Annotated in this window: 22 protein-coding genes and 1 tRNA gene; 16 read left to right on the top strand and 7 right to left on the bottom strand. The window is 31.9% G+C overall.

Features of this window, described 5'->3' with window-relative positions; all coding sequences use genetic code 11:
• Positions 1-133: 133 nt before the first annotated feature.
• The 3 genes from ABGB03_RS00995 to ABGB03_RS01005 are packed head-to-tail and all read right to left on the bottom strand — an operon-like array spanning position 134 to position 4,800.
• Entirely contained in the window at positions 134-1,006 is an 873-nt protein-coding gene (locus ABGB03_RS00995) for a DMT family transporter (RefSeq protein WP_347924080.1), read from the bottom strand.
• 29 nt (positions 1,007-1,035) lie between these two features.
• Complete coding sequence (locus ABGB03_RS01000) at positions 1,036-3,363, bottom strand: DPP IV N-terminal domain-containing protein (protein WP_347924081.1); 2,328 nt, start codon at positions 3,361-3,363, stop codon at positions 1,036-1,038.
• A 45-nt stretch (positions 3,364-3,408) separates the two neighbouring features.
• Positions 3,409-4,800 carry a dipeptidase gene (locus tag ABGB03_RS01005; protein ID WP_347924083.1) on the bottom strand — a complete coding sequence of 464 codons (1,392 nt, stop codon included), beginning with the start codon at positions 4,798-4,800 and terminating at the stop codon, positions 3,409-3,411.
• Between the two features lie 101 nt (positions 4,801-4,901).
• On the opposite strand from ABGB03_RS01005, the gene ABGB03_RS01010 reads away from it, so the two are divergent.
• Positions 4,902-4,983, top strand: a tRNA-Leu gene (locus ABGB03_RS01010).
• 208 nt (positions 4,984-5,191) lie between these two features.
• Positions 5,192-7,564 (top strand): GAF domain-containing protein, encoded by a 2,373-nt coding sequence (locus tag ABGB03_RS01015; protein ID WP_347924085.1) that lies wholly within the window; start codon positions 5,192-5,194, stop codon positions 7,562-7,564.
• Positions 7,565-7,581: 17 nt separating this feature from the next.
• Here ABGB03_RS01015 and ABGB03_RS01020 read toward each other — a convergent pair whose 3' ends face one another.
• The gene (locus ABGB03_RS01020; protein ID WP_347924087.1) at positions 7,582-8,781 is read right to left on the bottom strand and encodes a Pycsar system effector family protein; all 1,200 of its coding nucleotides are present in this window, start codon (positions 8,779-8,781) and stop codon (positions 7,582-7,584) included.
• 275 nt (positions 8,782-9,056) lie between these two features.
• On the opposite strand from ABGB03_RS01020, the gene msrB reads away from it, so the two are divergent.
• The 5 genes from msrB to ABGB03_RS01045 all read left to right on the top strand — a co-directional run bounded on the left by msrB (position 9,057) and on the right by ABGB03_RS01045 (position 14,241).
• Positions 9,057-9,518, top strand: coding sequence for a peptide-methionine (R)-S-oxide reductase MsrB (gene msrB, locus ABGB03_RS01025; protein WP_347926356.1), 462 nt, complete (start codon positions 9,057-9,059; stop codon positions 9,516-9,518).
• Positions 9,508-10,047: a peptide-methionine (S)-S-oxide reductase MsrA gene (msrA, locus tag ABGB03_RS01030; protein WP_347924089.1), complete on the top strand. Its 540-nt coding sequence runs from the start codon at positions 9,508-9,510 to the stop codon at positions 10,045-10,047. Before msrB ends, msrA begins: the two co-directional genes overlap by 11 nt.
• Positions 10,044-10,298 carry a glutaredoxin domain-containing protein gene (locus tag ABGB03_RS01035; RefSeq protein WP_347924091.1) on the top strand — a complete coding sequence of 85 codons (255 nt, stop codon included), beginning with the start codon at positions 10,044-10,046 and terminating at the stop codon, positions 10,296-10,298. The genes msrA and ABGB03_RS01035 overlap by 4 nt, the downstream gene beginning before the upstream one ends.
• A complete protein-coding gene (locus ABGB03_RS01040) occupies positions 10,282-10,416 on the top strand; it encodes a hypothetical protein (protein ID WP_347924093.1) in 135 nt (44 codons plus the stop codon). The genes ABGB03_RS01035 and ABGB03_RS01040 overlap by 17 nt, the downstream gene beginning before the upstream one ends.
• A 141-nt stretch (positions 10,417-10,557) precedes the next feature.
• Positions 10,558-14,241 carry a metallophosphoesterase gene (locus tag ABGB03_RS01045; protein ID WP_347924095.1) on the top strand — a complete coding sequence of 1,228 codons (3,684 nt, stop codon included), beginning with the start codon at positions 10,558-10,560 and terminating at the stop codon, positions 14,239-14,241.
• Here ABGB03_RS01045 and ABGB03_RS01050 read toward each other — a convergent pair.
• The gene (locus ABGB03_RS01050) at positions 14,238-15,023 is read right to left on the bottom strand and encodes a hypothetical protein (RefSeq protein ID WP_347924097.1); all 786 of its coding nucleotides are present in this window, start codon (positions 15,021-15,023) and stop codon (positions 14,238-14,240) included. The genes ABGB03_RS01045 and ABGB03_RS01050 overlap by 4 nt on opposite strands.
• A gap of 131 nt (positions 15,024-15,154) precedes the next feature.
• Here ABGB03_RS01050 and ABGB03_RS01055 point away from each other — a divergent pair, with 131 nt between their 5' ends.
• From ABGB03_RS01055 to ABGB03_RS01095, 9 genes are read left to right on the top strand one after another with little or no spacing between them, the layout of a single operon-like run.
• Positions 15,155-15,850, top strand: a complete 696-nt coding sequence (locus ABGB03_RS01055) for an energy transducer TonB (protein ID WP_347924099.1) — start codon at positions 15,155-15,157, stop codon at positions 15,848-15,850.
• A gap of 51 nt (positions 15,851-15,901) precedes the next feature.
• Positions 15,902-17,125, top strand: coding sequence for an NAD(P)/FAD-dependent oxidoreductase (locus ABGB03_RS01060; RefSeq protein WP_347924100.1), 1,224 nt, complete (start codon positions 15,902-15,904; stop codon positions 17,123-17,125).
• A 42-nt stretch (positions 17,126-17,167) separates the two neighbouring features.
• Positions 17,168-17,566, top strand: coding sequence for an endonuclease domain-containing protein (locus ABGB03_RS01065; RefSeq protein WP_347924102.1), 399 nt, complete (start codon positions 17,168-17,170; stop codon positions 17,564-17,566).
• A 15-nt stretch (positions 17,567-17,581) separates the two neighbouring features.
• On the top strand, positions 17,582-18,115 hold the full coding sequence (locus tag ABGB03_RS01070; RefSeq protein WP_347924104.1) for a DUF1697 domain-containing protein: 534 nt from the start codon (positions 17,582-17,584) through the stop codon (positions 18,113-18,115).
• Between the two features lie 6 nt (positions 18,116-18,121).
• Complete coding sequence (locus tag ABGB03_RS01075) at positions 18,122-19,207, top strand: diphosphomevalonate decarboxylase (protein ID WP_347924106.1); 1,086 nt, start codon at positions 18,122-18,124, stop codon at positions 19,205-19,207.
• 6 nt (positions 19,208-19,213) lie between these two features.
• Positions 19,214-20,143 (top strand): mevalonate kinase, encoded by a 930-nt coding sequence (locus ABGB03_RS01080; protein ID WP_347924108.1) that lies wholly within the window; start codon positions 19,214-19,216, stop codon positions 20,141-20,143.
• Positions 20,144-20,196: 53 nt separating this feature from the next.
• Complete coding sequence (locus ABGB03_RS01085; RefSeq protein WP_347924110.1) at positions 20,197-21,102, top strand: geranylgeranylglycerol-phosphate geranylgeranyltransferase; 906 nt, start codon at positions 20,197-20,199, stop codon at positions 21,100-21,102.
• Positions 21,102-22,052, top strand: coding sequence for a carbon-nitrogen hydrolase family protein (locus ABGB03_RS01090; protein ID WP_347924112.1), 951 nt, complete (start codon positions 21,102-21,104; stop codon positions 22,050-22,052). Before ABGB03_RS01085 ends, ABGB03_RS01090 begins: the two co-directional genes overlap by 1 nt.
• A gap of 39 nt (positions 22,053-22,091) precedes the next feature.
• Positions 22,092-22,931 carry a pseudouridine synthase gene (locus ABGB03_RS01095; protein WP_347924114.1) on the top strand — a complete coding sequence of 280 codons (840 nt, stop codon included), beginning with the start codon at positions 22,092-22,094 and terminating at the stop codon, positions 22,929-22,931.
• Between the two features lie 198 nt (positions 22,932-23,129).
• Here the strand turns inward: ABGB03_RS01095 and ABGB03_RS01100 are convergent, their stop codons facing one another.
• Together ABGB03_RS01100 and ABGB03_RS01105 are read right to left on the bottom strand one after the other, a co-directional pair.
• Entirely contained in the window at positions 23,130-23,534 is a 405-nt protein-coding gene (locus ABGB03_RS01100) for a Rid family detoxifying hydrolase (RefSeq protein ID WP_347924115.1), read from the bottom strand.
• On the bottom strand, positions 23,521-23,991 hold the full coding sequence (locus tag ABGB03_RS01105; protein WP_347924117.1) for an OsmC family protein: 471 nt from the start codon (positions 23,989-23,991) through the stop codon (positions 23,521-23,523). The genes ABGB03_RS01100 and ABGB03_RS01105 overlap by 14 nt, the downstream gene beginning before the upstream one ends.
• Positions 23,992-24,014 lie beyond the last annotated feature (23 nt).

Here is a 24,014-nt window from a genome sequence, read left to right on the forward strand (position 1 = left end):
ATGAGTGAAATTAGTATCGAGAATCAAATTTTTGTTTCAAAACAAGAGTTCTCGATACAATTTTCTATCGAAAATCACTCGAACTGACATAAAATTATGTTTAGTGAGTCAAAATGTACAATAGGTAAAAATGTTATTTTTTCACCATCCTCTTTTTAGACAATATGCTTTCAATAATTACAGTTATCATAATTAAACTTCCACCAATAATGGTATTTAGTTTCGGAATTTCTCCCAGAAAGAAGTAAGCAATTATAATCCCATAAATCGGCAAAAAACTACTAATAATACTTGCCGAACTTGCTGAAAAATACTTTAAACTGTGCACAAAGAGCGAGTGTCCAATTGCTGTAGTAAGTAGTGCCAATAAAATCACATAAGGATACTGTGTTTTAATTCCGCTAGTGTCCATTAAGAACATAAAGGGTACTAGGACGATAGTTAACACAATCAATTGATAAATCATTAACGTCGTACCATGGTAGTTTTTTGCATGCTTCTTTAAAATCAAAATCCTTAAAGCATAACAGATTGCTGAGAGTATTCCTAATAACAGACCTTTAACTTGTGAGTTTTCAAGATTCAACTCAGGTGATAAAATGTAAATACCTACTAAAATGAGTAAGCCCAAAAATATGTGACTTATTTCGAGTTTCACTTTTGTGAAGAAAGGTTCCAACAACGCAGTAATTACAGGGAAGGTATACAACGACAACATACCTATTGCTACATTAGATAGTTTCAATGAATAGAAATATGTAATCCAATGAGCTCCTAGGAATAAAGCACTAATAATTATGGTTGGTAAGTCTTTTTTTGATTTAGGAGCCAAATGAATTCTAACAATTTTAGAAAAAACAAACAAAAAGATCAAAGCTAATGCACAACGCCACCATACAATTACTGGCGTTGGCATAGCAATAAATTTACCTAAAGCACCTGAGGTACTAATAAATAATGTGGCTAAACTTAGTTCTAATAGTCGAACTAAATGGTCATTCTTCATTCATGCTTTATTAAGCAGTGATGTTATTATTAAAAGTTATCTAGTGAAAACTCTTTGGGAGGTTCCATATTCAGTAAATGCTTTACCCAATAATCCCAACGTCTTCTAGTCATATAATCGGTCATATTTCCATAACCATGTCTTTGGTTTGGGAATAAAATAAAGTCAAAATCTTTATTGGCTTTAATCAAGGCTTCAACAACCAACATCGTGTTTGATGGAGGTACATTATTATCCATAGAGCCATGAGTAATAAGAAGTTTTCCTTTTAAGTTTTCAGCTATCAACTGATTTGCTTGATTGTCGTAATTAGTAGTGCCACTTTCTTTATCGGTTACTAAAAGTCCTTGCCATTTTTCTCCCCAATCTGCTTCGTAATTTCTATTATCGTGGTTTCCAGCACCAGATACTGCTACTTTATAAAAATCAGGATAAGCAAACAATGCTCTTGTTGACGCAAAACCACCACCAGAATGTCCCCAAATACCAACTCGGTCAAGATCCATTCCTTTGTATTGTTTTGCTAATTGTTCAATAGTAGTGATGTTGTCTGGAATACCATTGTCTCCCATATTTCCATAATAAAAATCATGGAAAGATTTTGAGCGTCCTGGAGTTCCCATAGCGTTTACAGCTACCACTACAAAACCTAATTCGGCAACAGCTTGATAATCTCTGCTTACAGCACTAAAACCAAAACCACGAACACTTCCTGATTGTGGTCCTGGGTAGATGTAATTTAATATTGGATACGACCCAGTTTCAGAGTAATGACTTGGCAAGTACATAATACCATATAAATCGGTCTTATTATCTCTAGCTTTTACGTTGAACTCTATTGGTTGTTGCCAGTTGTTGGCTTTTAACCTTGTAATGTCTGCAGTTTCTAAGTCAGCAATCTTTTCTCCATTTCTATTTCTTAATACAGTTACAGGAGGGTTTTCAACTGTAGAATAGGTGTCAACAAAGTAATCGTAATTAGGAGAGAAGTTAATACTATGTGTTCCAGTATCAGGAGTTAAATTAATGAGGTTGTTTCCATCAAAATCAACTTTGTATAAGTATTGATGATAAGGGTTTCCATCTTCTTTTCCACCTGCTGTAAAAAATAATTCTCTAGTATCTTCATCAATATGCAACAACTGCTGAACAGCCCATTCGCCCTTGGTTATTTGTTGTTTTAAATCTCCAGTTGTTAAATCGTATAGGTATAAATGTCCCCAATTATCTCTTTCGGAAAACCAAATTACTTCATTGCTTTTCTCTAATAAATGCCAGTTTCTCATCCTCACACCAGACTCGAAATACGTTTCAGTCTCTTCTTTTAGAACAGAGCGAACATCACCTGAATAGGAATTAGCAATTCTTAAGTGTGCAATTTTATGATCTCTTGAGGATGATACAAAAGACAATTGAGACCCATCTTCACTCCATTCTACATCCAAAAACTCACCACCTCTTCCAGCAATATGGTCTGTGGTTGTTGAGCGTTGAAAATCTGATTCCATTTTTAATTGTGTCATTCTTGGCGCGCCATCCAAATGAATAATAATACGCTCAATTTTAAATACCTTTAAATCTCCAGGTAAAGGATGTTTCCAAGCTTCCAGTCTAGGATGACCAACATTTGTTGAGGTTAAATACATTTCACCAACACCTCGTGCATCTTGCCTGAAAGTGGCAATTTTATCAGAATTAGGGGACCATTTTAAAACCGCATTATCCCCTTTGGTCCATCCTGCATTATTAATAGCATAACTGTAATCTTCAATCCCATCAAAAGTTAATTGGGTTTTTTTATTGGTATTGATATCTCTAACCCAAAGGTTGAAATTATCAATATAGGCTGCGAGTTTACCGTTAGGAGACAGATGTTCATTTCTGCTAACTTCTGGAGAATTATCTTCAAAATCGGTTATAGAATTATCGGTAGCGTTATACGAATAGTTGTTGCCGCCATAAGAAAAAATTACATTATTAGAGTCTTTAGAATAATTGACATTTCTTAAGGATAAATCTTTTGCATCAATTGTTTCATCTAATTTTGAAGATAAGCTAGATGTCAATTTTGCGACATCAAAAACCGTTGTTTTTTCTTTTGAAATTGGATTTACAAGAATGTATTCGTCGCCATTTTCAGTTTGCTTTGAATATAAAAAATAACCATCGTCTAGCCATTTTTGACTTGTAATTTGATTAGAAATAAGCTTATTTAAATCACTACTCATGTGAGCGGTTGCTTTTTTATAATCAGTTTCTGTTAGCTGTTTTTTTTCTGATGTGCTCGAATTTGAGCAGCTAAAAATTAGTGAAATTGTAAAAACTACTACAATTAATTGTGCAAATCTGAATTTCATGAGAATTATGTTTTAGTTGGATGTATAAATGTAAGGAATTTGGAACTATTTCATTTTCAACTCAGTAAAATATTTATAGAATAAAGGAATGGTTTCTATGCCTTTGTAGTAGTTAAATAATCCAAAATGTTCATTTGGAGAGTGAATTGCATCACTGTCTAAGCCAAAGCCCATTAATATGGTTTTACTTTTTAGCTCTTTTTCAAACAAGGCAACAATTGGAATGCTTCCACCACTTCGTTGTGGAATTGGTGTTTTTCCAAAAGTGTCTTCATAGGCTTTCGAAGCTGCTTTATAACCAATACTATCTATTGGTGTTACATACGCTTGCCCACCATGATGAGGTGTTACTTCTACCGTAACTCCTTTTGGTGCAATGTTTTCAAAATGTGTTTTAAACAAATCAGTAATTTCTAGCCAATCTTGGTCAGGCACCAAACGCATTGAAATTTTTGCATAGGCTTTACTTGCTATCACTGTTTTTGCGCCTTCACCTGTGTAACCTCCCCAAATTCCGTTCACGTCAAGTGTAGGTCGAATGGAATTACGTTCGTTTGTAGTGTAATCTTTTTCTCCATAAACTGCGTCAATATCCAATGCTTTTTTGTAAGCGTCTAGTGAAAATGGTGCTTTTGCCATTTCAGCCCGTTCTCCAGCAGAGAGTTCTTCAACCTTATCATAAAACCCAGGGATAGTAATATGGTTATTCTCATCATGAAGCGATGCAATCATTTTGGTTAATATATTAATTGGGTTGGCGACAGCGCCTCCATATAATCCTGAATGTAAATCGCGATTTGGACCAGTAACTTCAACTTCAACATAACTTAGACCTCTAAGTCCAGTAGTTATTGAAGGTACATCTTTGGCAATCATTCCAGTATCCGAAATCAATATTACATCGTTGGCTAATTTGTCATGATTATTTTTCACAAACCCAGCTAAACTTGTACTACCAACTTCCTCTTCACCTTCAATCATGAATTTTACATTACATGGTAATTGATTTGTTGAAATTAAGAACTCTATAGCTTTAACGTGCATGTAAAACTGTCCCTTGTCATCACATGATCCTCTTGCAAAAATTGCTCCTTCAGGATGTAAGTCTGTTTTTTTGATAATAGGTTCAAATGGTGGGGAATCCCAAAGATTTAAAGGATCTGGGGGTTGTACATCATAATGACCATATACTAAAACAGTTGGTAGGTTTGTATCTATAATTTTATCGGCATATATTATAGGATAGCCTTCAGTTTTACAAATTTCAACATTATCACAGCCAGCTTTTTTTAGACTTTCTGAAACGAATTCTGCTGTTAGTAGAACATCCTTTTTGTATGCTGAATCTGCACTAATAGATGGAATCTTCAACAGTTCGATTAGTTCATTTAAAAAGCGATCTTTATGATTGCTGATGTATGGTTTTATACCTTGCATTGAGAATAAGTTTTAATGAACCTTAAAAGTACAAAAAGAGATATTATTTTTTGTAGATAGATTTGAATATTCAAAGGAATGTTTATATTTGCAGTCCTTTTGCGGGCGTGGTGGAATTGGTAGACACGCTAGACTTAGGATCTAGTGCCGCGAGGTGTGAGAGTTCGAGTCTCTCCGCCCGCACAAAGTTAGAAAGCTTCTCATAATTTGAGAGGCTTTTTTTTGATTTAATGTTTTATAAATAATTTTTAGTTAAAGCTCACACAAACTATTTGCAAGTATTTGTTTAAAGTTTAACATTTAAAAGTGAAACAATTGTATTGTTAGATAGTCTAGTTTATAACGACTAAATCAATAATTTGTAAATTTGTTATATAATCAATTACGTATCATGGATATTAATGAAAATATTGAGTCGCCTTTTGAGCTTAAAGTAAGTTTCAATAAGTTACTTAATCATTACGAAACTTTAGCGAATAATGAAGATGAATTCATTGCTGTAAAAGCAAAGCGAGTTTTAAAAACAGCTGAAGCATATCCAGAACTGCGTGATGGTTTTTGTGATTATAATGTCTTGAAAGAAAGAGAAAAAGAAATAAGTGTAATTCTTCAAGATTCATTTAGTCCAGTATTAACAAACAATGAAATAAAGACTGCTTCTGTACCTTTTCATAATTTGATTTTTAACTCTTCGGAACGTTTTAAAAACATCATAAAAACCGCAGGCGATGATTTTGAATTAAAGATTAAAAATATGCCAGAAGACGATAAGTACATTATTGCTTGTACTATTGTTTTAGCATTTTGTTATGGATATAACATAAATTTTAAACGACCATTTTATTACGAAATTCCAGACGTTAATGGTATTATGAGGTATTACAAGATATTGTATAATGCTGATTTTACTGAAATAACACCAAAAAAGAATACGCCTAAAATCACTCAAGAGGATTACGAATTATTACTTGATAATTTTGAGAATATTAATTTATGGAAAGAAAAATTCCCGCCAAACAGCTACACATTTAAGGGGTTTGTGATTTCTAATATTTTTGATGTTACAGACGATCAATCTATTTCAAATATTAAATCGTCCTTAATTGGAGAAGATAAGCGACAAGATGAAGGGTTTATGGAAAGTTTTTATGAAATTTTCCAATCGCTTCTCGGTTTAAAAGATATTAAAGTTGGTTTTTCTATTTATAATTCTGAGGAAGATATTTTTGAACGTGTTTATGGAGTAGGAATGAATAGTTTTTTGCTAGATGATCTTGAAACATCTAAATGCGCTGATGCCTTATGTAGTTGGTCATACAAAAGATTGTTGCAAGAGAAAAAATATTTTTCAGTATCAGACGTAGATCGTTTGTATGAAAAATCCAAAGGGAAGGCACCTCACATAAAGGCATTATATAATCAAGGTTTAAAAAGCGCTATTTTTGCGCCTATTGCAAATGATGATGGGCTAATGGGAATACTTGAAATTGTGTCAAAAGAACCATTGGTTCTAAACAGTATTAATGCTAATAAGTTGGAAGATGTAATGCCTTTTATTGTTTCGGCTGTGGAGCGTTCTAAAAATGATGAAGAGAATCTAATAGAAGCCATAATTCAAAAAGAATGTACATCAATTCACCCTAGTGTGCATTGGAGATTTGTTACTGAGGCTAAGAATTTTATTAAAGATCAGTTTAATGGAAAGGAACCAACATTTAATAAAATTGCATTTGATAACATTTATCCACTATATGGACAAATAGATATAAAAGGTTCTTCTGAAGCAAGAAATTGGGCGACCCAACAGGATTTAAGAATACAATTGAAGTCTGTTAATTCAATACTTGAAAGGGCTTATAAAATTGAAGAATTGCCAATATACGAGCAGTATATGTATCAAATAAAAGATTATTTGGTTGGTTTAGAAAATAATTTTCAAGTTGATAGTGAACAGCAAATATCTTCTTTCTTTAAAGGTGATATCCACGATGTTCTTCAGCACTTATACAATGCAAATATTTTAAAATCTGAAATTGATAATTATTATAATAGCATTGATGAAAAAGTTGATGTTTTATACAAGCATAGAAAAGAATATGATGATACGATTACTCATATTAACAAAGAAATGGCTTCTCTTCTAGATAAAAAGCAAGTGGAGGCGCAGGCAATGTATCCTCATTATTTTGAGCGCTTTAAAACTGATGGTGTTGAGCATAATATGTATATAGGAGAGTCCATAACTAAAGATGATAGTTTTAATCCTATTTACTTATACAATTTAAGACTTTGGCAATTACAAGTGATGTGCGAAATGGAAAATTCATATTATCAAATGAAATCTGAATTTCCTATGTCATTAGATGTAGCCTCTATGATTTTAGTGTTTAACCAGCCATTATCTATTAGTTTTAGAATGGATGAAAAGCAATTTGATGTTGATGGTACATACAATGCACGTTATGAAATTGTAAAAAAGCGTGTAGATAAAGCATACATAAAAGGCACAAAAAAACGTGTTACCCAAAAAGGAAAGATTAGTATTGTTTATTCTCAAAAGCAAGATGAAGTAGAATATTTACGATATATCAAATTTTTACAATCAAAAAAGTATTTAGATACTGATGTAGAAATAGTTGAGTTACAGGATTTGCAAGCAGTAACTGGATTAAAGGCAATTAGAGTAAGTGTTTTATATCATAAAAGTGAAGATGATAAAGCGTTTTATACTTACGATGATTTAATGAAGGAAATTAAAGCCTGATTTTATTTTAAATAATTTCACATTACTGGTTGAGCTTTAAAGGCGATTGCAAAGGCAAAAACACTTACAACAATTCCAACCATAAATACAGCATAGGTTAAACGTAATATTTTGTATTTTCTGTCTAAAACCTTTCCTAAAAAATAAAGATCTTTTTTCATGGATGAATACAAATAATCTCTGTCTTGCATCATTTCCCCCATTGCCCATTCAAAATCATCTAAACTCATTTTATGAAAGTTACCAAAAAATAATAGGTTTACTTTTTTGTTAGCAACATCGTCCTTTGTGAACTTACCACTTGTAACATTTGGTCTAGTGGCTAGAATGGATAATATTATAGAGATTACAGTAAAAATCACAAAAATAACTGTAGGCCAAATTAAGTAATCATTAGAAGGGTTGTCAAGTTTAGAAACCAAATTTGAAAGTACCAAAGAGACTATTATAGCATTTACAGATAGCAAAATATTGGCTTTAGTATCTGCAATATTACTTAAATGCATATGATTTTTTAAAGTAACTCGAAACATGGTTTCAATACCACGTTCTGGTAATTCTATTTTGTTTTTTTTAAACTTTAATTCGTCTTTTTTGTGTTTTAATTTAGATTCTTCGTTTATTAACTTTTTTTGCATTTTTAGTAACTGCGATAAATTTTTACCCTTTCCTTTATCCCAAATTGAAGAAGCTACGTTTGAATAAAAACGATGTTGTGTAGTTAAAAAGTTTATGCTTTCCTCTAACCATTTAGCTTCAGTTATTGTTTTATTACATGTTAATTCCCATTCTTTTCTTAGTAATTCAGCAACTTCAAGGTAGTTTTTACTGCCAATATGAGCACAGTCGGCATCACGAATAATTTTTTCAAGTTTATTTTTTGGCTCATAATCAAGATTTGTTGCTAAAATTAGATTACAAACAGCTTCAATATCATTATTTGAGCAACCTTGTTCAGTTAAAAAAGCCGTTGCAATTTTGGCACTTTCATCTTCATGATTCTCAATTTTCACTGTAAAACCTGTATCATGTAACCAAACACTTAATATAAGGTGCGTCTTCTCTAACTCACTAATTTGAGCAAGTTCTGCAAGTTCTTTGGCTTTTTCAACAACACGTTGTGTATGTGCCAAATTATGATAGACAAACTTGTTATCCAGTTTATTGTTTAATAAGTGGACTACAAATTTTTCAGTTTCATAAATAAGATTATCCATATAAAAAAGATGATTTTTAGTAAAAATACTAAACTTTATTCAACAAGAATGTTTGTCGTAAACTTTACAGTTACTTTCAGTTAAATACATTTGTAATGATTAAAACTATATTTCGACTATATTTATCTTGAAAAGTATGATTATTAATTAGAATAGAAACCGAATTGCTTTAATAAAATAGAAGATTTACATAAAAGTATTTTATTAAACAACAGAGGTTGTTTCTGACCTATTTAATGAAATTATTAACTAACAGAAAGAAAGGAACCAACAGTATGCTTACTTGGAAAGATATAATTAGTTACTCTGTTAACGGAAACCCAACTCCAGATAGACGAGTTGAAAAAACAGAGGAAGAATGGCGAAATCAGTTAACTCCAGAGCAATTTATAATTACAAGACAAAAAGGAACTGAACGTCCACATAGTGGCGATCTTTGCAATATTTATGATGAAGGTAAATACAACTGTATGTGTTGTAATACACCTTTATTTGACTCAACTATTAAATTTAGTTCTGGAACAGGCTGGCCAAGTTTTACACAACCAATTAAAGAAAACGCTATTAAATATGCAAAGGATACGGCTTTTGGTATGGTTAGAGTTGAGGTTATGTGTAATACTTGTGATGCACATTTAGGTCATGTATTTCCAGATGGTCCTGAACCAAGTGGATTACGTTATTGCGTAAATTCTGAATCTATGAAATTAGATAAGGAGGTTATACATGGCAACTAAAAACATACAGCAAGCCACATTTGGTGGTGGCTGTTTTTGGTGTACAGAAGCAGTATTTCAAGAAGTAAAAGGAGTGGATAAAGTAGTATCTGGTTATTCTGGAGGGAGCGTTCCTGGAAAACCAACCTATCGTGAAATTTGTTCTGGTTTAACAGGACATGCAGAGGTAGTACAAGTAACTTATGACGCTAATACAATTTCTTATGAAGATATATTAATCATTTTCATGACTACTCACGATCCAACGACGTTGAATCGTCAAGGAGCTGATCGTGGCACACAATATCGCTCGGTAATTTATTATCATAATAATGAGCAGAAAAGAATTGCTGAAGTTGTTATAAAAGAAGTTTCTATTTATTATAACGATCCAATTGTTACCGAAATATCTCCTTTGGATATTTTTTACGAAGCCGAAAAAGAACATCAAGATTACTATAAAGATAATCAAGTGCAAGGTTATTGTAGTTTTGTAATAACACCAAAACTAACAAAGCTTCGTAAGCTTCATGCTGACAAATTAAAATGACACCAAAAATTAAACTTTATGGCACCGAAAGGTGCCATAAAACTAAATACTATCAAGCTTTTTTAGAAAATAGAAAAGTAGAATATGTATTTTTAGATGTAGAAAAAAATGAAGACTTTGCTGAAGAGTTATGTAGTCTTTATGAAAATAGAAAATTAAATTTTCCAACAATTACCATTGGAAAAAAGAAGCATAGAAATCCAACAGATAAAGAATTAAATAAAAATTTAGAGAATGAACATAACAGCTAAGATTAAGAGTTATTTTAAAGCGAAATCAGAGAATAAAGAAACAGGAAAAGCACCAGAAGGTATTTGTCCAAATTGTTGGGGAAACAAGAATGGGATGGTGAATTTTATAGAAAAATAAAAGGAAAAAACACTGACCAAAAGTCAGATATATATAATAATTTTATTAAAGAAGTGGTAGGGAAGTTAGATAAAATCACTCTACAAAAAGATACTTACTTTTGTGAGACCTGCAATATGAAGTATGATAAATAATTTAGTAATGAAGAATACTTTTAAAGCCTTAGTTTTTATAGCTGTTTTTATTATGCTAAATGGTTGTGCTACATACAAGCTTCAGTATGAAGATGGTATTAGTGATCAGGTTTTTCCAGACGAAAAGCAAATTGAGCATTCATTTTATTTAATTGGAGACGGAGGGAATTCTCCAATAGGCACAAAAACTAAAGCTTTAAAAGAATTTAAACTGCAACTTGATAAAGCAGCAAAGAATAATAGTACGGCATTATTTTTAGGAGATAATATTTATCCATCAGGAATGCCAAAAAGTAATCATGAACAAAGAAGTTTTGCTGAACACCAACTTAATGTACAAGCAGATGCAGCGAAAAATTTTCAAGGGAATGCCATTTTTATTCCAGGAAATCATGATTGGTATAGTGATGGTTTAAAAGGATTAAAGCGTCAAGAAAATTACATAGAAGACATCCTTGGCAGAAACACTTTTCTTCCTAAAAATGGTTGTCCAATTGAAAAGATTGATGTTAGTGATAATGTGGTGTTAATTGTAATAGATTCAGAGTGGTATTTAACTAATTGGGATAAGCATCCTACAATTAATGATGATTGTGAAATAAAAACAAGAGTGCTTTTTTTTGATGAATACGAAAGTCTAGTAAAAAAAGCAAGAGGAAAAACAACAATAGTTGCATTGCATCATCCTTTATTCACAAATGGTTCTCATGGAGGACAATATTCCTTTAAAAGTCACATGTCGCCATTACCAGTTTTAGGGACATTAAAAAATCTTATTAGAAAAACTGGAGGTATAATAACAGTTGATGATCAAAACAAGAAATATAGAGAGTTTAAAAACCGTTTAATTACGCTTTCTCAAGAAAATGAAAAGGTAGTTTTTGTTTCTGGACATGATCATAATTTACAATACCTAGTTCAAGATAATCTTCCACAAATTATCAGCGGTTCAGGATCTAAAACGAATCCTGTGAGAAACTCAGGTTCTGGAAAATTTTCATTTGCGACACAAGGATATGCTCGATTAGATGTATTTAAAGATGGATCTTCTTATGTGCGATTCTTTGAAGCAAAAACTAATAAAATTGTTTTCGAAACTCAAGTTTTAAAACCAAATAGCGTTGAAACTCAAATAGTATACCCTTTAGATTTACCAACTCAGAAAACAGTCTCTATTTATACAAAAGAAGAAACAGCAAAAACAAAGGCCTTTAAAAAGTTATGGGGAGAGCGTTATAGGGAATATTTTAGTAAAGATGTAACAGTTCCAGCTATAAAGTTGGATACTTTGTTTGGAGGCTTAAAACCAATACGAAAAGGAGGTGGGCATCAATCTAAATCATTGCGTTTAGAAAATGCCGAAGGTAGAGAGTATGTGATGAGAGCTTTACGTAAAAATGCTTTGCAATATTTGCAAGCAGTAGCTTTTAAAAATCAGTATATAAAAGGTCAATTTGACGATACAGCTGCAGAGAATTTGTTGCTTGATGTTTTTACAGGTTCACATCCTTATGCACCTTTTACAATAGCAACATTATCTAAAGCTATTGGTGTTATGCATACAAACCCAAAATTGTATTATGTGCCTAAGCAAGAGGCTTTGGGCGCTTATAATAACGAATTTGGAGATGAATTATATATGATTGAAGAACGAGCAGCCGATGGTCATGGAGAAAAGGAAAGTTTTGGATTTTCAAATGAACTTATAAGCACACATGATATGCTTCGAGAGTTAAGAGAAGATGAAGATAACCTTGTAGATGAAGCAGCTTATATTAGAGCGCGTTTATTCGATATGTTAATTGGCGATTGGGATAGACATGAAGATCAATGGCGTTGGGCAAAATTTAAGGAAAATAAAAAAACTATTTACAGACCAATGCCAAGAGATCGAGATCAAGCATTTTCGATAATGGCAGATGGAACTTTGTTAGGTTTTGTAACCAAAATTGTTCCAACTTTAAGATTAATGCAATCTTATGATGAAGAATTAAAAAGTCCAAAATGGTTCAATTTAGAGCCTTATTCTTTGGATGTTGCTTTAATAAATCAGTCTACTAGACAAGATTGGAATGTTCAAGTTAAACATATTGTTGAAAATCTTACTGATGAAGTAATAGATAGTGCCTTTAAACATTTTCCAAAAGAAGTTCATGATGAAACAGTTCAAGATATTAAGCGCAAATTAATTGGCAGAAGAGCCAATCTTCAAAAGATTTCAAACGAATATTACAATCAAGTAAACAAATATGCAATCATTAAAGGTACTGATAAAGATGATTGGTTTGAAATAGAGCGTGATCAAAAATTAACTAAGGTTACAGTTTATAGAATTCAGCAAGGAGAAAAGGGAGAAGTATTTCATCAGCGTGATTATTCACATTTGGATACTAAAGAAATTTGGGTGTATGGTCTAGATGATGAAGATGTTTTTAAAGTGTCGGGTAAAGGTGAAAATTTGATTAAAATTAGAATTATTGGAGGACAGAATAAGGATACTTACAATATAGAAAATGGCAGCCAAATAAGGGTTTACGATTATAAGTCCAAGGTGAGCAAGTTTATAACCAATAAAGGAAGCAGAAAGTTAACAGATGATTACGAAACTAATGTTTACAATTATAAAAAACCAACCTATAATTCTAACCAATTTGTACCATCAATAGGTTCAAATCCAGATGATGGTTTTAAAATAGGTTTTGTAAACACTTTTACAGTAAATGGATTTGAAAGAAATCCTTTTACATCTCAACACATAGTATCTGCTGCGTATTATTTCGCTACTAAAGGCTTTGATATTTCTTATTCAGGGGAGTTTGCAAATATAATAGGGAGTGCTAATTTAGTGGTAGACGCTAAATTTACTAGTCCAAATTATGCAATAAATTTCTTTGGATATGGAAACAAAACAGTTAATCCTGAAGCTGATGAGAAAGATGGCTTAGATGTAGATTTAGATTATAACAGAGTTAAATTAAGAACCATAAAAATAGCACCTGCTTTACAATGGCATGGTGATTTAGGCTCGAAAGTTAAATTAGGATTATCATACGAATCCATTGAAGTTGAAGAAACCGAGGGTAGATTTATTAATACAATTATTGGCAACAATGTTGATGTCTATAATAATTTTGTTGGCGCTGAATTATCTTATGGATTTGAAAATAGAGATAACAAGGCTTTTCCAACTTTAGGAATGGAAACAAATGTGCATCTAGGTTATAAATCAAATATTAATGACTCAAATGGATTTGGGTACTTAATTCCTTCAATTGCTTTTGACTATAGATTGACTTCTAATGGGCAACTTGTTTTAGCCACAAAATTGGGTGGACGTATTAATATTGGTGATGATTTTGAATTTTATCAAGCAGCTAACTTAGGAGCTAATAATGGGTTAAGAGGTTATAGAAATGAACGTTTTACTGGTAAGAGTTCGTTTGTGCAAAGTACAGATTTACGATTAAACCTTAGAAAGGTAAAAACAAGCTTGCTTCCCATTAATATTGGGATTTATGGTGGCTTAGATTATGGTCGCGTTTGGGTTGATGGTGAAGATTCCGATAAATGGAACAACTCTGTTGGTGGAGGATTATTTTTTAATGGAGCAGATATGATTGTTGGTAATATTTCAGCTTTTTCTGGTAATGATGGTTTAAGATTGGCTTTTAAGCTAGGTTTCGGGTTTTAATGAATATCTAATTGATATAAGTTTCCACCACTCACACCTAAATATTCATCAGTAATTAAAAGTGTGCTATCATTCTTAAAAATGACACTTTCTTTTTGAGATCTATGTTTAAAATCTATGTGTTTAACATCTCCATTTAGAAAATCATTTCCTTTAAAATTAGAAAATATAAAAACACTATGCTCAGTAAGTAAAACTATTTGATCTTTTTTGTCATTTATATCAGCTGAAGTTACCCAACAACCAGAATCGTTACAGGTTGAAAAAGAGCTAATGTATTTAGCTTCATATTTTCCAGGTTTAGTAGGTATTTGATAGAGGTTGGTTCTTCCTTTGTTAGAAGAACTACGGCTTTTTGTAAATAAATACAAGCTATCATTAAAATAAAAAAAGGACTCACAATCAAAGTGACGTTTTTTATTTTTTGGAGGAAATTTTTTTTGTTCTGGATAAGTAAATGAGATTTTTTTTGGTGTTATTGTTTTAGCAGTATCTAAATCTTTATTGTTAATTATTAAGACAGAAAGGTTTTTGCTGTCATTGCTATTGTTTCCAAAATTACCAATATAAATATTTCCAGTGTCGTCTGCTGCTAAATCTTCCCAATCTCTATTTTTAGCATTAATTTTTATGTGCTTTTTTATAGTTCCTAAAGTATCCAAACCATATAAAACAGGCTTATTTCCACCATCATTTATCATCCATAAAAGATCAGAATGGGTGGTTTTTTCTAAACCAGAAGCTTCATTTAGAGATCTTGGTAAATCTGTAATAACCTTCAAATCTCCAGTGTCACAGCTGAGAAAGGTAAGTATAGTAAAGAGAGCAATTTTATTCAAAGTAAAGATTTATAAAACAATGTTAAAAGTACGTAGTTTTTCTTACTTTTAAGAATAATAAAACTCTACCGATTATGAAACAAATCCCTTTTTTATTAATAATACTTTTAATGCACAGTGCTATTGTGGTTTCACAAGAAGAGTTTACACAAGCCGCTTTTAAAGAAGGTAATGTCCAAAAATTTATTACATCGAAATTCTATATGTTTAATGGAAAAAAAGCGACTGATGATGGCACAGTGACAATTTCTTTTACCATTAACGAAAAAGGAGAAGTCCTAGATGTAATTCCAGAAATTAATAGCAGTAAGACTAATGGGTTAAACGCTATGTTGGCAGTACAAAAAACGAATGGTTTATGGAATCCAACTTTAATTGATGGAAAGGAAGTGAGTTATACTTATAAGATTAAATTTCACTTTATAAGTAAGAAAGGTACATTTAATGAAGATTATAGTAAAGCTAAACGATTAAATGAAAAAGGGAAATATGAAAAAGCTTTAAAAATGTATAATAAGTTTATTGAAAAGTTTACTGATGAGGCAAAGTATTATTCTGAAAGAGCTGCCATTAAAAAAGCTTTAGGTGATGAAAAAGGAGCTCTATCTGATTTAGAAAAGTGTGATGAATTAAACAGAATTTTTCTGACACATATAAAAGTTGGTTTTTTTGGTGTTGAGCGTAGAATGATGCATAAGGAAATAAGAGTTTCAGGAGAATCAACAAGACCATTAACTGAGAGAGAACTTAAAAAATTAATTAAGAATTAATAAAAGATTCTTCTAAACTCAACAGATTCAAGAATAATCATATAAATGCCAATGAACCACTACGATGTTATAATAGTTGGAGGAGGCGCAGCAGGTTTTTTTGCAGCCATCAATATTGCTGAACTAAATCCAGATTTAAAAGTTTGTATTTTAGAACGTGGTAAAGAAGGCCTGCAAAAAGTAAAGGTTTCTGGTGGAGGACGTTGTAATGTTACTCATGCAGAGTTTATTCCATCTGAATTAGCTCAAAATTATCCTCGAGGTGAAAAGGAATTATTAGGACCCTTTAATCAATTCATGACAGGAGACACAATTGAGTGGTTTGAAAAACGTGGAGTAGAATTAAAAATTGAGGAAGATGGTCGCATGTTTCCTATTACAAATTCGTCACAAACTATTATAAACTGCTTCTTAAATGAAGTAAAAAAGCACAGCGTTGAAATATTATACAATCACTCTGTAAAATCTATTAAAAAGGATGAAAACGGATGGAAAATAGAAACTTCTCAAGACAATCTTACCTCTAATAAATTAGTAATTGCCACAGGAAGCAATACCAAAATATGGCAGCTCCTTGAAGATTTAGGTCACACTATTTCAAAACCAGTTCCATCTCTTTTTACATTCGATATTAAGGATGAGCGTATTAAAGATATTCCTGGTGTAGTTGCTCAAAATGTTGAGGTTAAAGTTCTAGAAACTAATCTTTGGAGCGAGGGTCCTTTGCTAATCACACATGTTGGTATGAGTGCTCCAGCCATTTTAAAATTGTCTGCTTTTGGCGCTTTAGAACTGGAAAAGTGTAATTATAAATTCGATATTGAAGTCAATTTTATTAGACAATCGGTTGAAGAATGTTTAGATAATTTGAAAGCTTTAAAACACGACTTGGCAAAAAAAATGGTTGCTAAATCTGCGCAATTTGAATTGCCAAAACGTTTGTGGCAAAAACTAGTTTTAGCAGCTAAAATTGATCAAGATGCACGTTGGGCAGATGTAAATAAGAATCAACTTGAAAACTTAGCAAATCAATTAACAAAAGCAATTTTTCATGTAGATGGAAAAAGTACTTTTAAAGAAGAGTTTGTCACAGCTGGAGGGGTCGAATTAAAAGAAATCAATTTTAAAACCTTTGAAAGTAAATTACATAACAATTTGTATTTTGCAGGAGAGGTAATTAATGTGGATGCAGTAACTGGTGGTTTTAACTTTCAAAATGCTTGGACTGGAGCTTATATTGTAGCAAAGAATATATCGCTTGAGTTTCCCCTCTAACAAGAGGGGATTAAGGGGTGTGTTTTACTAATTTTGTTAGAAATGAAAATTTATTATAATCCAAAACTTAAAGAACTAGCAAGACAACTTCGAAATAACTCTACAAAATCAGAAATAAAACTTTGGACATATATAAGAAAAGACCAAATGTATGGTTATGATTTTCATAGGCAAAAACCAATTGATGAATATATTGTCGATTTTTTCAGCAATAAACTACAACTAGCAATTGAGTGTGATGGATATTCGCATGAAATATTAGACGTATATGAAAAAGATGTGAAAAAGACGAAACGGTTAAATGAATTAGGTATTCATGTTTTGCGTTTTTCAGATTATCAAATAATGAATGATATTGAAAATGTATTGAGAGCAATTGAAGATTATATTCATAAATTTGAAGAAAACAATAATACACCTCCCTCAATCCCTCCTTGCTAGGAGGGAAGTTAAATTATGAACACATACATTGCACTTTTAAAAGGTATTAATGTTGGTGGACACAAAAAAGCCCCAATGGCAGAGTTGCGTGAATTGCTTTGTCAATCTGGATTTGAAAATGTACGAACCTACATTCAAAGCGGCAATGTGATTTTGCAATCTTCAGAAAAAAGCAATCGAAAAATTGAAAAAACAGTTAAGGAAGCTATTACAAATTACTTCGGATTTGAAGTGTCTGTTTTAGTTAAAACGAGACAAGATTTACAACGTATTTTTAATAATTCTCCATTTTCAGAAGCCGAAAAAAAGGCTAGTTACTTTATAATGTTGCACAATACTCCAGATAAAGAGTTAGTAAAAATTGCTTCAGAAAAGATTTACGAAGGAGAAGCGTATCAAATTATTGAAGATTGTATTTATTATTATTCGGCGAAAGGTTTTGGACAGTCAAAATTTGATGCCAAATTTTTTGAACGAAAACTCAACACATTTGCCACAGCAAGAAATTACAACACAATGTTAAAGTTGTTATCTTTGTCAGCAGATTAAAAAATAATGACAGAGAAAGACTTTATATTAAAAAATTATAATAAAAACTTTGTAGGAGATAAATACTCTTGGTCTTCACCTAGTAATATAGCTCTAGTAAAATACTGGGGAAAAAAGCAGCATCAAATTCCAGCAAACCCTTCCATTAGTTTTACACTTGACGCATGTAAGACAACTACAACTTTAACATGTTCCAAAAAAGAAAATAATACTGATTTTTCTTTTGAAGTATTTCTAGATGGAGAAAAAAAAGATGATTTCAAACCAAAAATTGAAACCTTTTTTAAGCGAATTGAAGCGTATATACCTTTTTTAAAAGATTATCATTTTGTAATAGACACCAAAAACACTTTTCCGCACAGTTCTGGAATAGCTTCATCAGCTTCAGGAATGAGTGCATTAGCACTATGCTTAATGAGTATGGAAAGGAAGTTGAATCCTAAAATATCGGATGACTATTTTAATAAAAAAACCTCTTTTTTAGCACGATTAGGTTCTGGTAGTGCTTGCAGAAGTATTGAAGGAGACTTAATAGTTTGGGGGAAACACAAGGAGATTCCTAATAGCTCAGATTTGTTTGGTGTAAAATATCCATTTGAAGTTCATGAGAATTTTAAAAACTATCACGACACTATTTTATTAGTAGATAAAGGCGAAAAGCAAGTAAGCAGTACCGTTGGACACAATTTAATGCATAATCACCCTTTTGCCGAACAACGTTTTGCTCAAGCTCATGAAAATCTTTCAAAATTGACAAGCATTTTTAAAGAAGGCGATTTGAAATCTTTTATTGAAATTGTTGAAAGTGAGGCCTTAACACTTCATGGAATGATGATGACAAGCATGCCGTATTTTATTCTTATGAAGCCTAATACGCTTGAAATAATTAATAAAATTTGGCGTTTTAGACAAGACACAGGATTACATATTTGTTTCACTTTAGATGCAGGAGCCAATGTCCATATTTTGTATCCTGAGAACGAAGCAAAAGAGATTTATAAATTCATTAAGACTGAGTTAGTTGCGTATTGCCAAAATGGTCACTATATTTGTGATAGAATTGGATTTGGTGCTAAACAATTACCGATTTAAAAATTTATGAAAGGGCCACTTTTTTACTCAAAAATCTTACTCTTTGGTGAGTATGGTATTATTAAGGATTCTAAGGGATTATCAATTCCATACAATTTTTATAATGGTGCTTTAAAGAAGGAAGAAAATCCTTCAGAACAAGCTATTACTTCTAATAAAAATTTGAAGTCATTTGTTAGCTATTTAGAAACTTTAGATGCTAATTTAGTTACTTTCGATTTTGCAACTTTAAAAGCAGATGTTGATGCTGGAATGTACTTTGATTCTTCAATACCGCAAGGATATGGTGTTGGAAGTAGTGGTGCTTTAGTTGCAGCTATTTACGATAAGTATGCTCAAAATAAAATTACAGTTTTAGAGAATTTAACTCGTGAAAAGCTGTTAAAGTTAAAAGCAATTTTTTCTGAAATGGAATCATTTTTTCATGGAAAATCTTCAGGCTTAGACCCTTTAAATAGCTATTTAAGCATTCCAATTCTCATTAATTCTAAAGATAATATTGAAGCCACTGGAATTCCATCGCAACAAAGTACTGGAAAAGGAGCTGTATTTTTATTAGATAGTGGTATTATAGGTGAAACAGCACCAATGGTTGGTATTTTTATGGAGAACATGAAGCAAGAAGGTTTCCGAAAAATGCTAAAAGACCAATTTATAAAGCATACTGATGCTTGTGTGGATGACTTTTTAAAAGGAGATATAAAGTCTTTATTTAGTAATACAAAACAGCTGTCTAAAGTAGTATTAAATCACTTTAAACCAATGATTCCAAAACAGTTTCATGAACTTTGGAAAAAAGGAATTGAAACAAACGACTATTATTTAAAACTTTGTGGCTCTGGTGGTGGAGGTTATATTTTAGGTTTTACAAAAGATATAGATCGTGCTCAAAAATCATTGTCCGATTATAAATTAGAAGTTGTCTATAATTTTTAGAAATCCTTTGTCACTCTGAGCGTAGTCGAAGAGTCTCACTTCACCTTAAATATATGTTGACTCGAAAACAAAAACATGTTCTACTGAAATTTTTCAGTATGTTTTCTGTCGTTAGAGGGTATAATGTTCTTATAGTAATTATTGCGCAATATTTATCGGCAATATATATCCTTGCTCATGATAAACCAGTAGGGTTAGTCGTTTTCGATTTGAATTTGCTTATGATTGTTTTGGCATCTGCGACAACTATTGCAAGCGGTTATATTATTAATAATTTTTACGATTCTGAGAAAGATTTAATCAATCGTCCACAAAAGTCTATGTTAGATAGATTGGTGAGCCAAAATACCAAATTGGTATTCTATTTTTTGCTTAACTTTATTGCAGTCATTTTTGCAAGTTATGTGTCTTTTAAGGCAGTTATATTCTTTTCTGTTTACATTTTTGGTATCTGGTTTTATTCACATAAGTTAAAAAAACTACCAATTATTGGTAACCTTACATCTGCTGTATTAACTACTCTGCCATTTTTTGCAGTATTTATTTATTACAAGAACTTCGAAACAGTCATTTTTGTTCACGCTCTGTTTTTGTTTTTAATATTGTCAATGCGGGAGCTTACTAAAGATCTTGAAAATATTAAAGGAGATTTAGCATTGGGCTATAAAACCATTCCAATTATTTATGGCGAAAAAACTTCAAAAATAATGCTAACGCTTTTAGCGATACTTACACTAATCCCAGCATACTTACTCATATATAACTACCAAGTAGGACGAATGACCTATTTTTTTTATTTAAGCATTGTGTTACTTTTAATTTTTCTAATTTTAGTTTGGAAATCAAACAATAAATCGCACTATTTATTATTGCATAATATTTTAAAATTTATAATTGTAGCTGGTGTGTTTAGTATTATATTAATTGATATCAACGTTGTTTTAAACCGAATTTTATAATGGACAATACTTTAAAAATAGCACTCGCTCAAATTTCACCTGTTTGGTTAAATAAAGATAAAACCCTTAAAAAAGTTGAACAATCAATAATTGATGCTAGTAAAGAGCAATGTGAACTTATTATATTTGGTGAAGGCTTAGTTCCTGGTTATCCGTTTTGGTTAGCATTAACAGGAGGTGCCGAATGGGATAAAAAAGCAAACAAAGAGTTGCATGCACATTATGTGTCTAATTCCATTACTATTGAAAATGGCGATTTAGATGTTATTTGCCAACTAGCTAAAGAGCATAAAATAGCTGTGTATATAGGTGTTATTGAACGACCGTTAGATCGTGGAGGACATAGTGTTTATGCATCATTGGTTTATATTAATCAAGAAGGCGACATAAAATCGGTTCATAGAAAGTTACAACCAACTTACGACGAGCGTTTAACATGGTCGCCAGGAGATGGTAACGGTTTACAAGTGCATCCTTTAAAGCAATTTACCGTTGGTGGATTAAACTGTTGGGAAAACTGGATGCCACTACCTCGTACTGCACTATATGGATTAGGCGAAAACTTGCATATTGCTGTATGGCCTGGAAGCGACCATAATACTAAAGATATTACACGATTTATAGCAAGAGAATCACGTTCGTATGTGGTATCTGTATCAAGTTTAATGAGTAAGAACGATTTTCCTAAAGACACACCTCATTATAACGAAATAGTAAAAAAAGCACCAGAGACCTTAGCAAATGGAGGAAGTTGTATTGCTGGACCCGATGGCGAATGGATTATTGAACCTGTTTTAAACAAAGAAGGATTAATTATTCAAACTATAGATTTTAATCGTGTGTACGAAGAGCGTCAAAACTTCGATCCTGTTGGTCATTATTCGCGTCCAGATGTTACTAAATTAAGCGTTAATCGAGAACGACAATCTACAGTAGAATATAATAGTTAATGTAAACTATTGTCTTACCTTTGCAAAAATTTTAGAGCAATGAGTAAACCAAGAAATAGTAAGAGTAAAGGGAAGCCTTCTGGACGTGGTGCAAATAACACACGTAAAGATAGTTATGCAAGAGGAAATGCTCCTATAAAAAAGAAACCGCAACCAAAAGTTGCTTCTAACCCAAACGAAATTCGTTTAAATAAATACATTGCCAATTCTGGAATTTGTTCTCGTCGTGAAGCAGATGACCATATTTCTATTGGTTTAGTAACTGTAAATGGTGTGGTTATTACCGAAATGGGTTATAAGGTAAAATTGGATGATGAGGTTCGTTACGACGGACAACGGGTTAACCCTGAAAAAAAGGCGTATGTATTACTTAATAAACCTAAAGGATTTGCAACGACAACTAGCGAAGGAAAAGGCAGAACAGTTATGGATTTAGTTGCCAATGCTACAACTTCACGAATAAGACCAATAGGTAGACTTGGCAGAAACTCGACAGGTTTGTTGTTGTTTACTAATGATGATGCTATACATAATAAGTTTACAAATTCTAAAAATGGTGTTACAAGATTGTTTCAAGTGGAGCTTGATAAGAACTTGAAATATGAAGACCTAAAGCAAATTAAAGAAGGCTTTAAAATAACTGGGAAAGAGGTTTCGGTAGTGGATATTAGTTATATTGAAGGTGCTCCAAAAAAAGAAATAGGTCTAAAAATAAAGAATACTGGAAACACTGTTATTAGAACTATTTTCGAACACTTTAAATACGACATTATTAAAGTTGATTGTGTAATGATTGCCGAATTGACTAAAAAAGATATCCCTCGAGGTCACTGGAAACATTTAACCGAACAAGAAGTAAATAATTTGAAGATGCTTTAAATTATTTTCTAGATTCGTTTATCGGTAAATTGTATGAGTAGTGGCAGATTGCGTGGTGCTTCCCTGTCAAACCATTACGCTGTTTGAGCGAGCTACAAACCTTAATATTTACACATTGCCTGCCATTACTTATACAAAATGTTGTAGCCAGTTTCTTTTTTAGGACATTATTTAAAGTAAATGTACGCTAAATTCAATTTAACCAACTAATTCGGCAGTTGTTGTTATTCCAATCAAACTATCATGGTGTAATTGTACACCTCCTACAACCATTCTTGCGGGTTTGTGAGTGCCAAAAAAATCGCTATAAATTTTATTCACTACAGACCAATCTGCAATATCTGCCAGAAAGACTTCATTTCTAAGTATGCGGTTCTTATCGCTACCAGCTTCTTTTAGTGTTTTTTCTATGTTCTGTAAAAGTAAAAAGGTTTGCTTTTCTATAGTATTGGGCACTTTTCCTGTTGCTGGATCTATAGGTATTTGTCCGCTCAAATATAGTGTATCGTTGTGCTCTATACACATTGAATAATGCCCAAGGCTTTTGGGTATTTCAGGAGATGAAACTATTTTCATGAAATGAGATACCTTATATATTTTCAATTTTTAAATCTGTAGTAACATCAATGGACTTATAAATTGATTTATAAACAGCACAATAATCTTTATGAATTTTGTGTACACGTTCTATTGCTTTTCTATCTTTTTCTTTGGCTAAAAGTGTATACTTAACAAGTATTCTTTTAATAACTAAAACATTGTCTTCGAGCTCAACTTCTCCAATAACTTCTGATGAAAGTTTGTCATTATCTGGATCAATATTACGAACTCTTAGTGCACCCCCAAATGTACCTGTTAAACAGCCTCCAACTGCAGAAATTAAGTAATCAATAGTAGTCGCGTGAGGATCATCAATAGTTTCACCAACGCCATAATGTTTTGCAATAGCACCGTGAAGACCAAATTTTACAGGTTCTGTTTCTGCAGGCAAGTAGGCATAGCGTAAAGATCCTTTTTTGCGTACAATTTTAATGTTTGATGTGTAAACTAAATTTGACATAATTTTTTTTAAAAGGTTTATAT

The sequence above is a fragment of the Pontimicrobium sp. SW4 genome, from assembly GCF_039954625.1.
GTDB lineage: Bacteria > Bacteroidota > Bacteroidia > Flavobacteriales > Flavobacteriaceae > Pontimicrobium.

Coding starts and splice junctions, on each gene's coding strand:
- ABGB03_RS01055 (WP_347924099.1), top strand. CDS start 15,155: ATGAAACAAATCCCTTTTTTATTAATAATACTTTTAATGCACAGTGCT.
- ABGB03_RS01000 (WP_347924081.1), bottom strand. CDS start 3,363: ATGAAATTCAGATTTGCACAATTAATTGTAGTAGTTTTTACAATTTCA.
- ABGB03_RS01090 (WP_347924112.1), top strand. CDS start 21,102: ATGGACAATACTTTAAAAATAGCACTCGCTCAAATTTCACCTGTTTGG.
- ABGB03_RS01040 (WP_347924093.1), top strand. CDS start 10,282: ATGAACATAACAGCTAAGATTAAGAGTTATTTTAAAGCGAAATCAGAG.
- ABGB03_RS01065 (WP_347924102.1), top strand. CDS start 17,168: ATGAAAATTTATTATAATCCAAAACTTAAAGAACTAGCAAGACAACTT.
- ABGB03_RS00995 (WP_347924080.1), bottom strand. CDS start 1,006: ATGAAGAATGACCATTTAGTTCGACTATTAGAACTAAGTTTAGCCACA.
- ABGB03_RS01045 (WP_347924095.1), top strand. CDS start 10,558: ATGAAGAATACTTTTAAAGCCTTAGTTTTTATAGCTGTTTTTATTATG.
- ABGB03_RS01080 (WP_347924108.1), top strand. CDS start 19,214: ATGAAAGGGCCACTTTTTTACTCAAAAATCTTACTCTTTGGTGAGTAT.
- ABGB03_RS01085 (WP_347924110.1), top strand. CDS start 20,197: ATGTTGACTCGAAAACAAAAACATGTTCTACTGAAATTTTTCAGTATG.
- ABGB03_RS01060 (WP_347924100.1), top strand. CDS start 15,902: ATGAACCACTACGATGTTATAATAGTTGGAGGAGGCGCAGCAGGTTTT.
- ABGB03_RS01070 (WP_347924104.1), top strand. CDS start 17,582: ATGAACACATACATTGCACTTTTAAAAGGTATTAATGTTGGTGGACAC.
- ABGB03_RS01095 (WP_347924114.1), top strand. CDS start 22,092: ATGAGTAAACCAAGAAATAGTAAGAGTAAAGGGAAGCCTTCTGGACGT.
- msrB (WP_347926356.1), top strand. CDS start 9,057: ATGCTTACTTGGAAAGATATAATTAGTTACTCTGTTAACGGAAACCCA.
- ABGB03_RS01105 (WP_347924117.1), bottom strand. CDS start 23,991: ATGTCAAATTTAGTTTACACATCAAACATTAAAATTGTACGCAAAAAA.
- ABGB03_RS01035 (WP_347924091.1), top strand. CDS start 10,044: ATGACACCAAAAATTAAACTTTATGGCACCGAAAGGTGCCATAAAACT.
- ABGB03_RS01075 (WP_347924106.1), top strand. CDS start 18,122: ATGACAGAGAAAGACTTTATATTAAAAAATTATAATAAAAACTTTGTA.
- ABGB03_RS01020 (WP_347924087.1), bottom strand. CDS start 8,781: ATGGATAATCTTATTTATGAAACTGAAAAATTTGTAGTCCACTTATTA.
- ABGB03_RS01015 (WP_347924085.1), top strand. CDS start 5,192: ATGGATATTAATGAAAATATTGAGTCGCCTTTTGAGCTTAAAGTAAGT.
- msrA (WP_347924089.1), top strand. CDS start 9,508: ATGGCAACTAAAAACATACAGCAAGCCACATTTGGTGGTGGCTGTTTT.
- ABGB03_RS01005 (WP_347924083.1), bottom strand. CDS start 4,800: ATGCAAGGTATAAAACCATACATCAGCAATCATAAAGATCGCTTTTTA.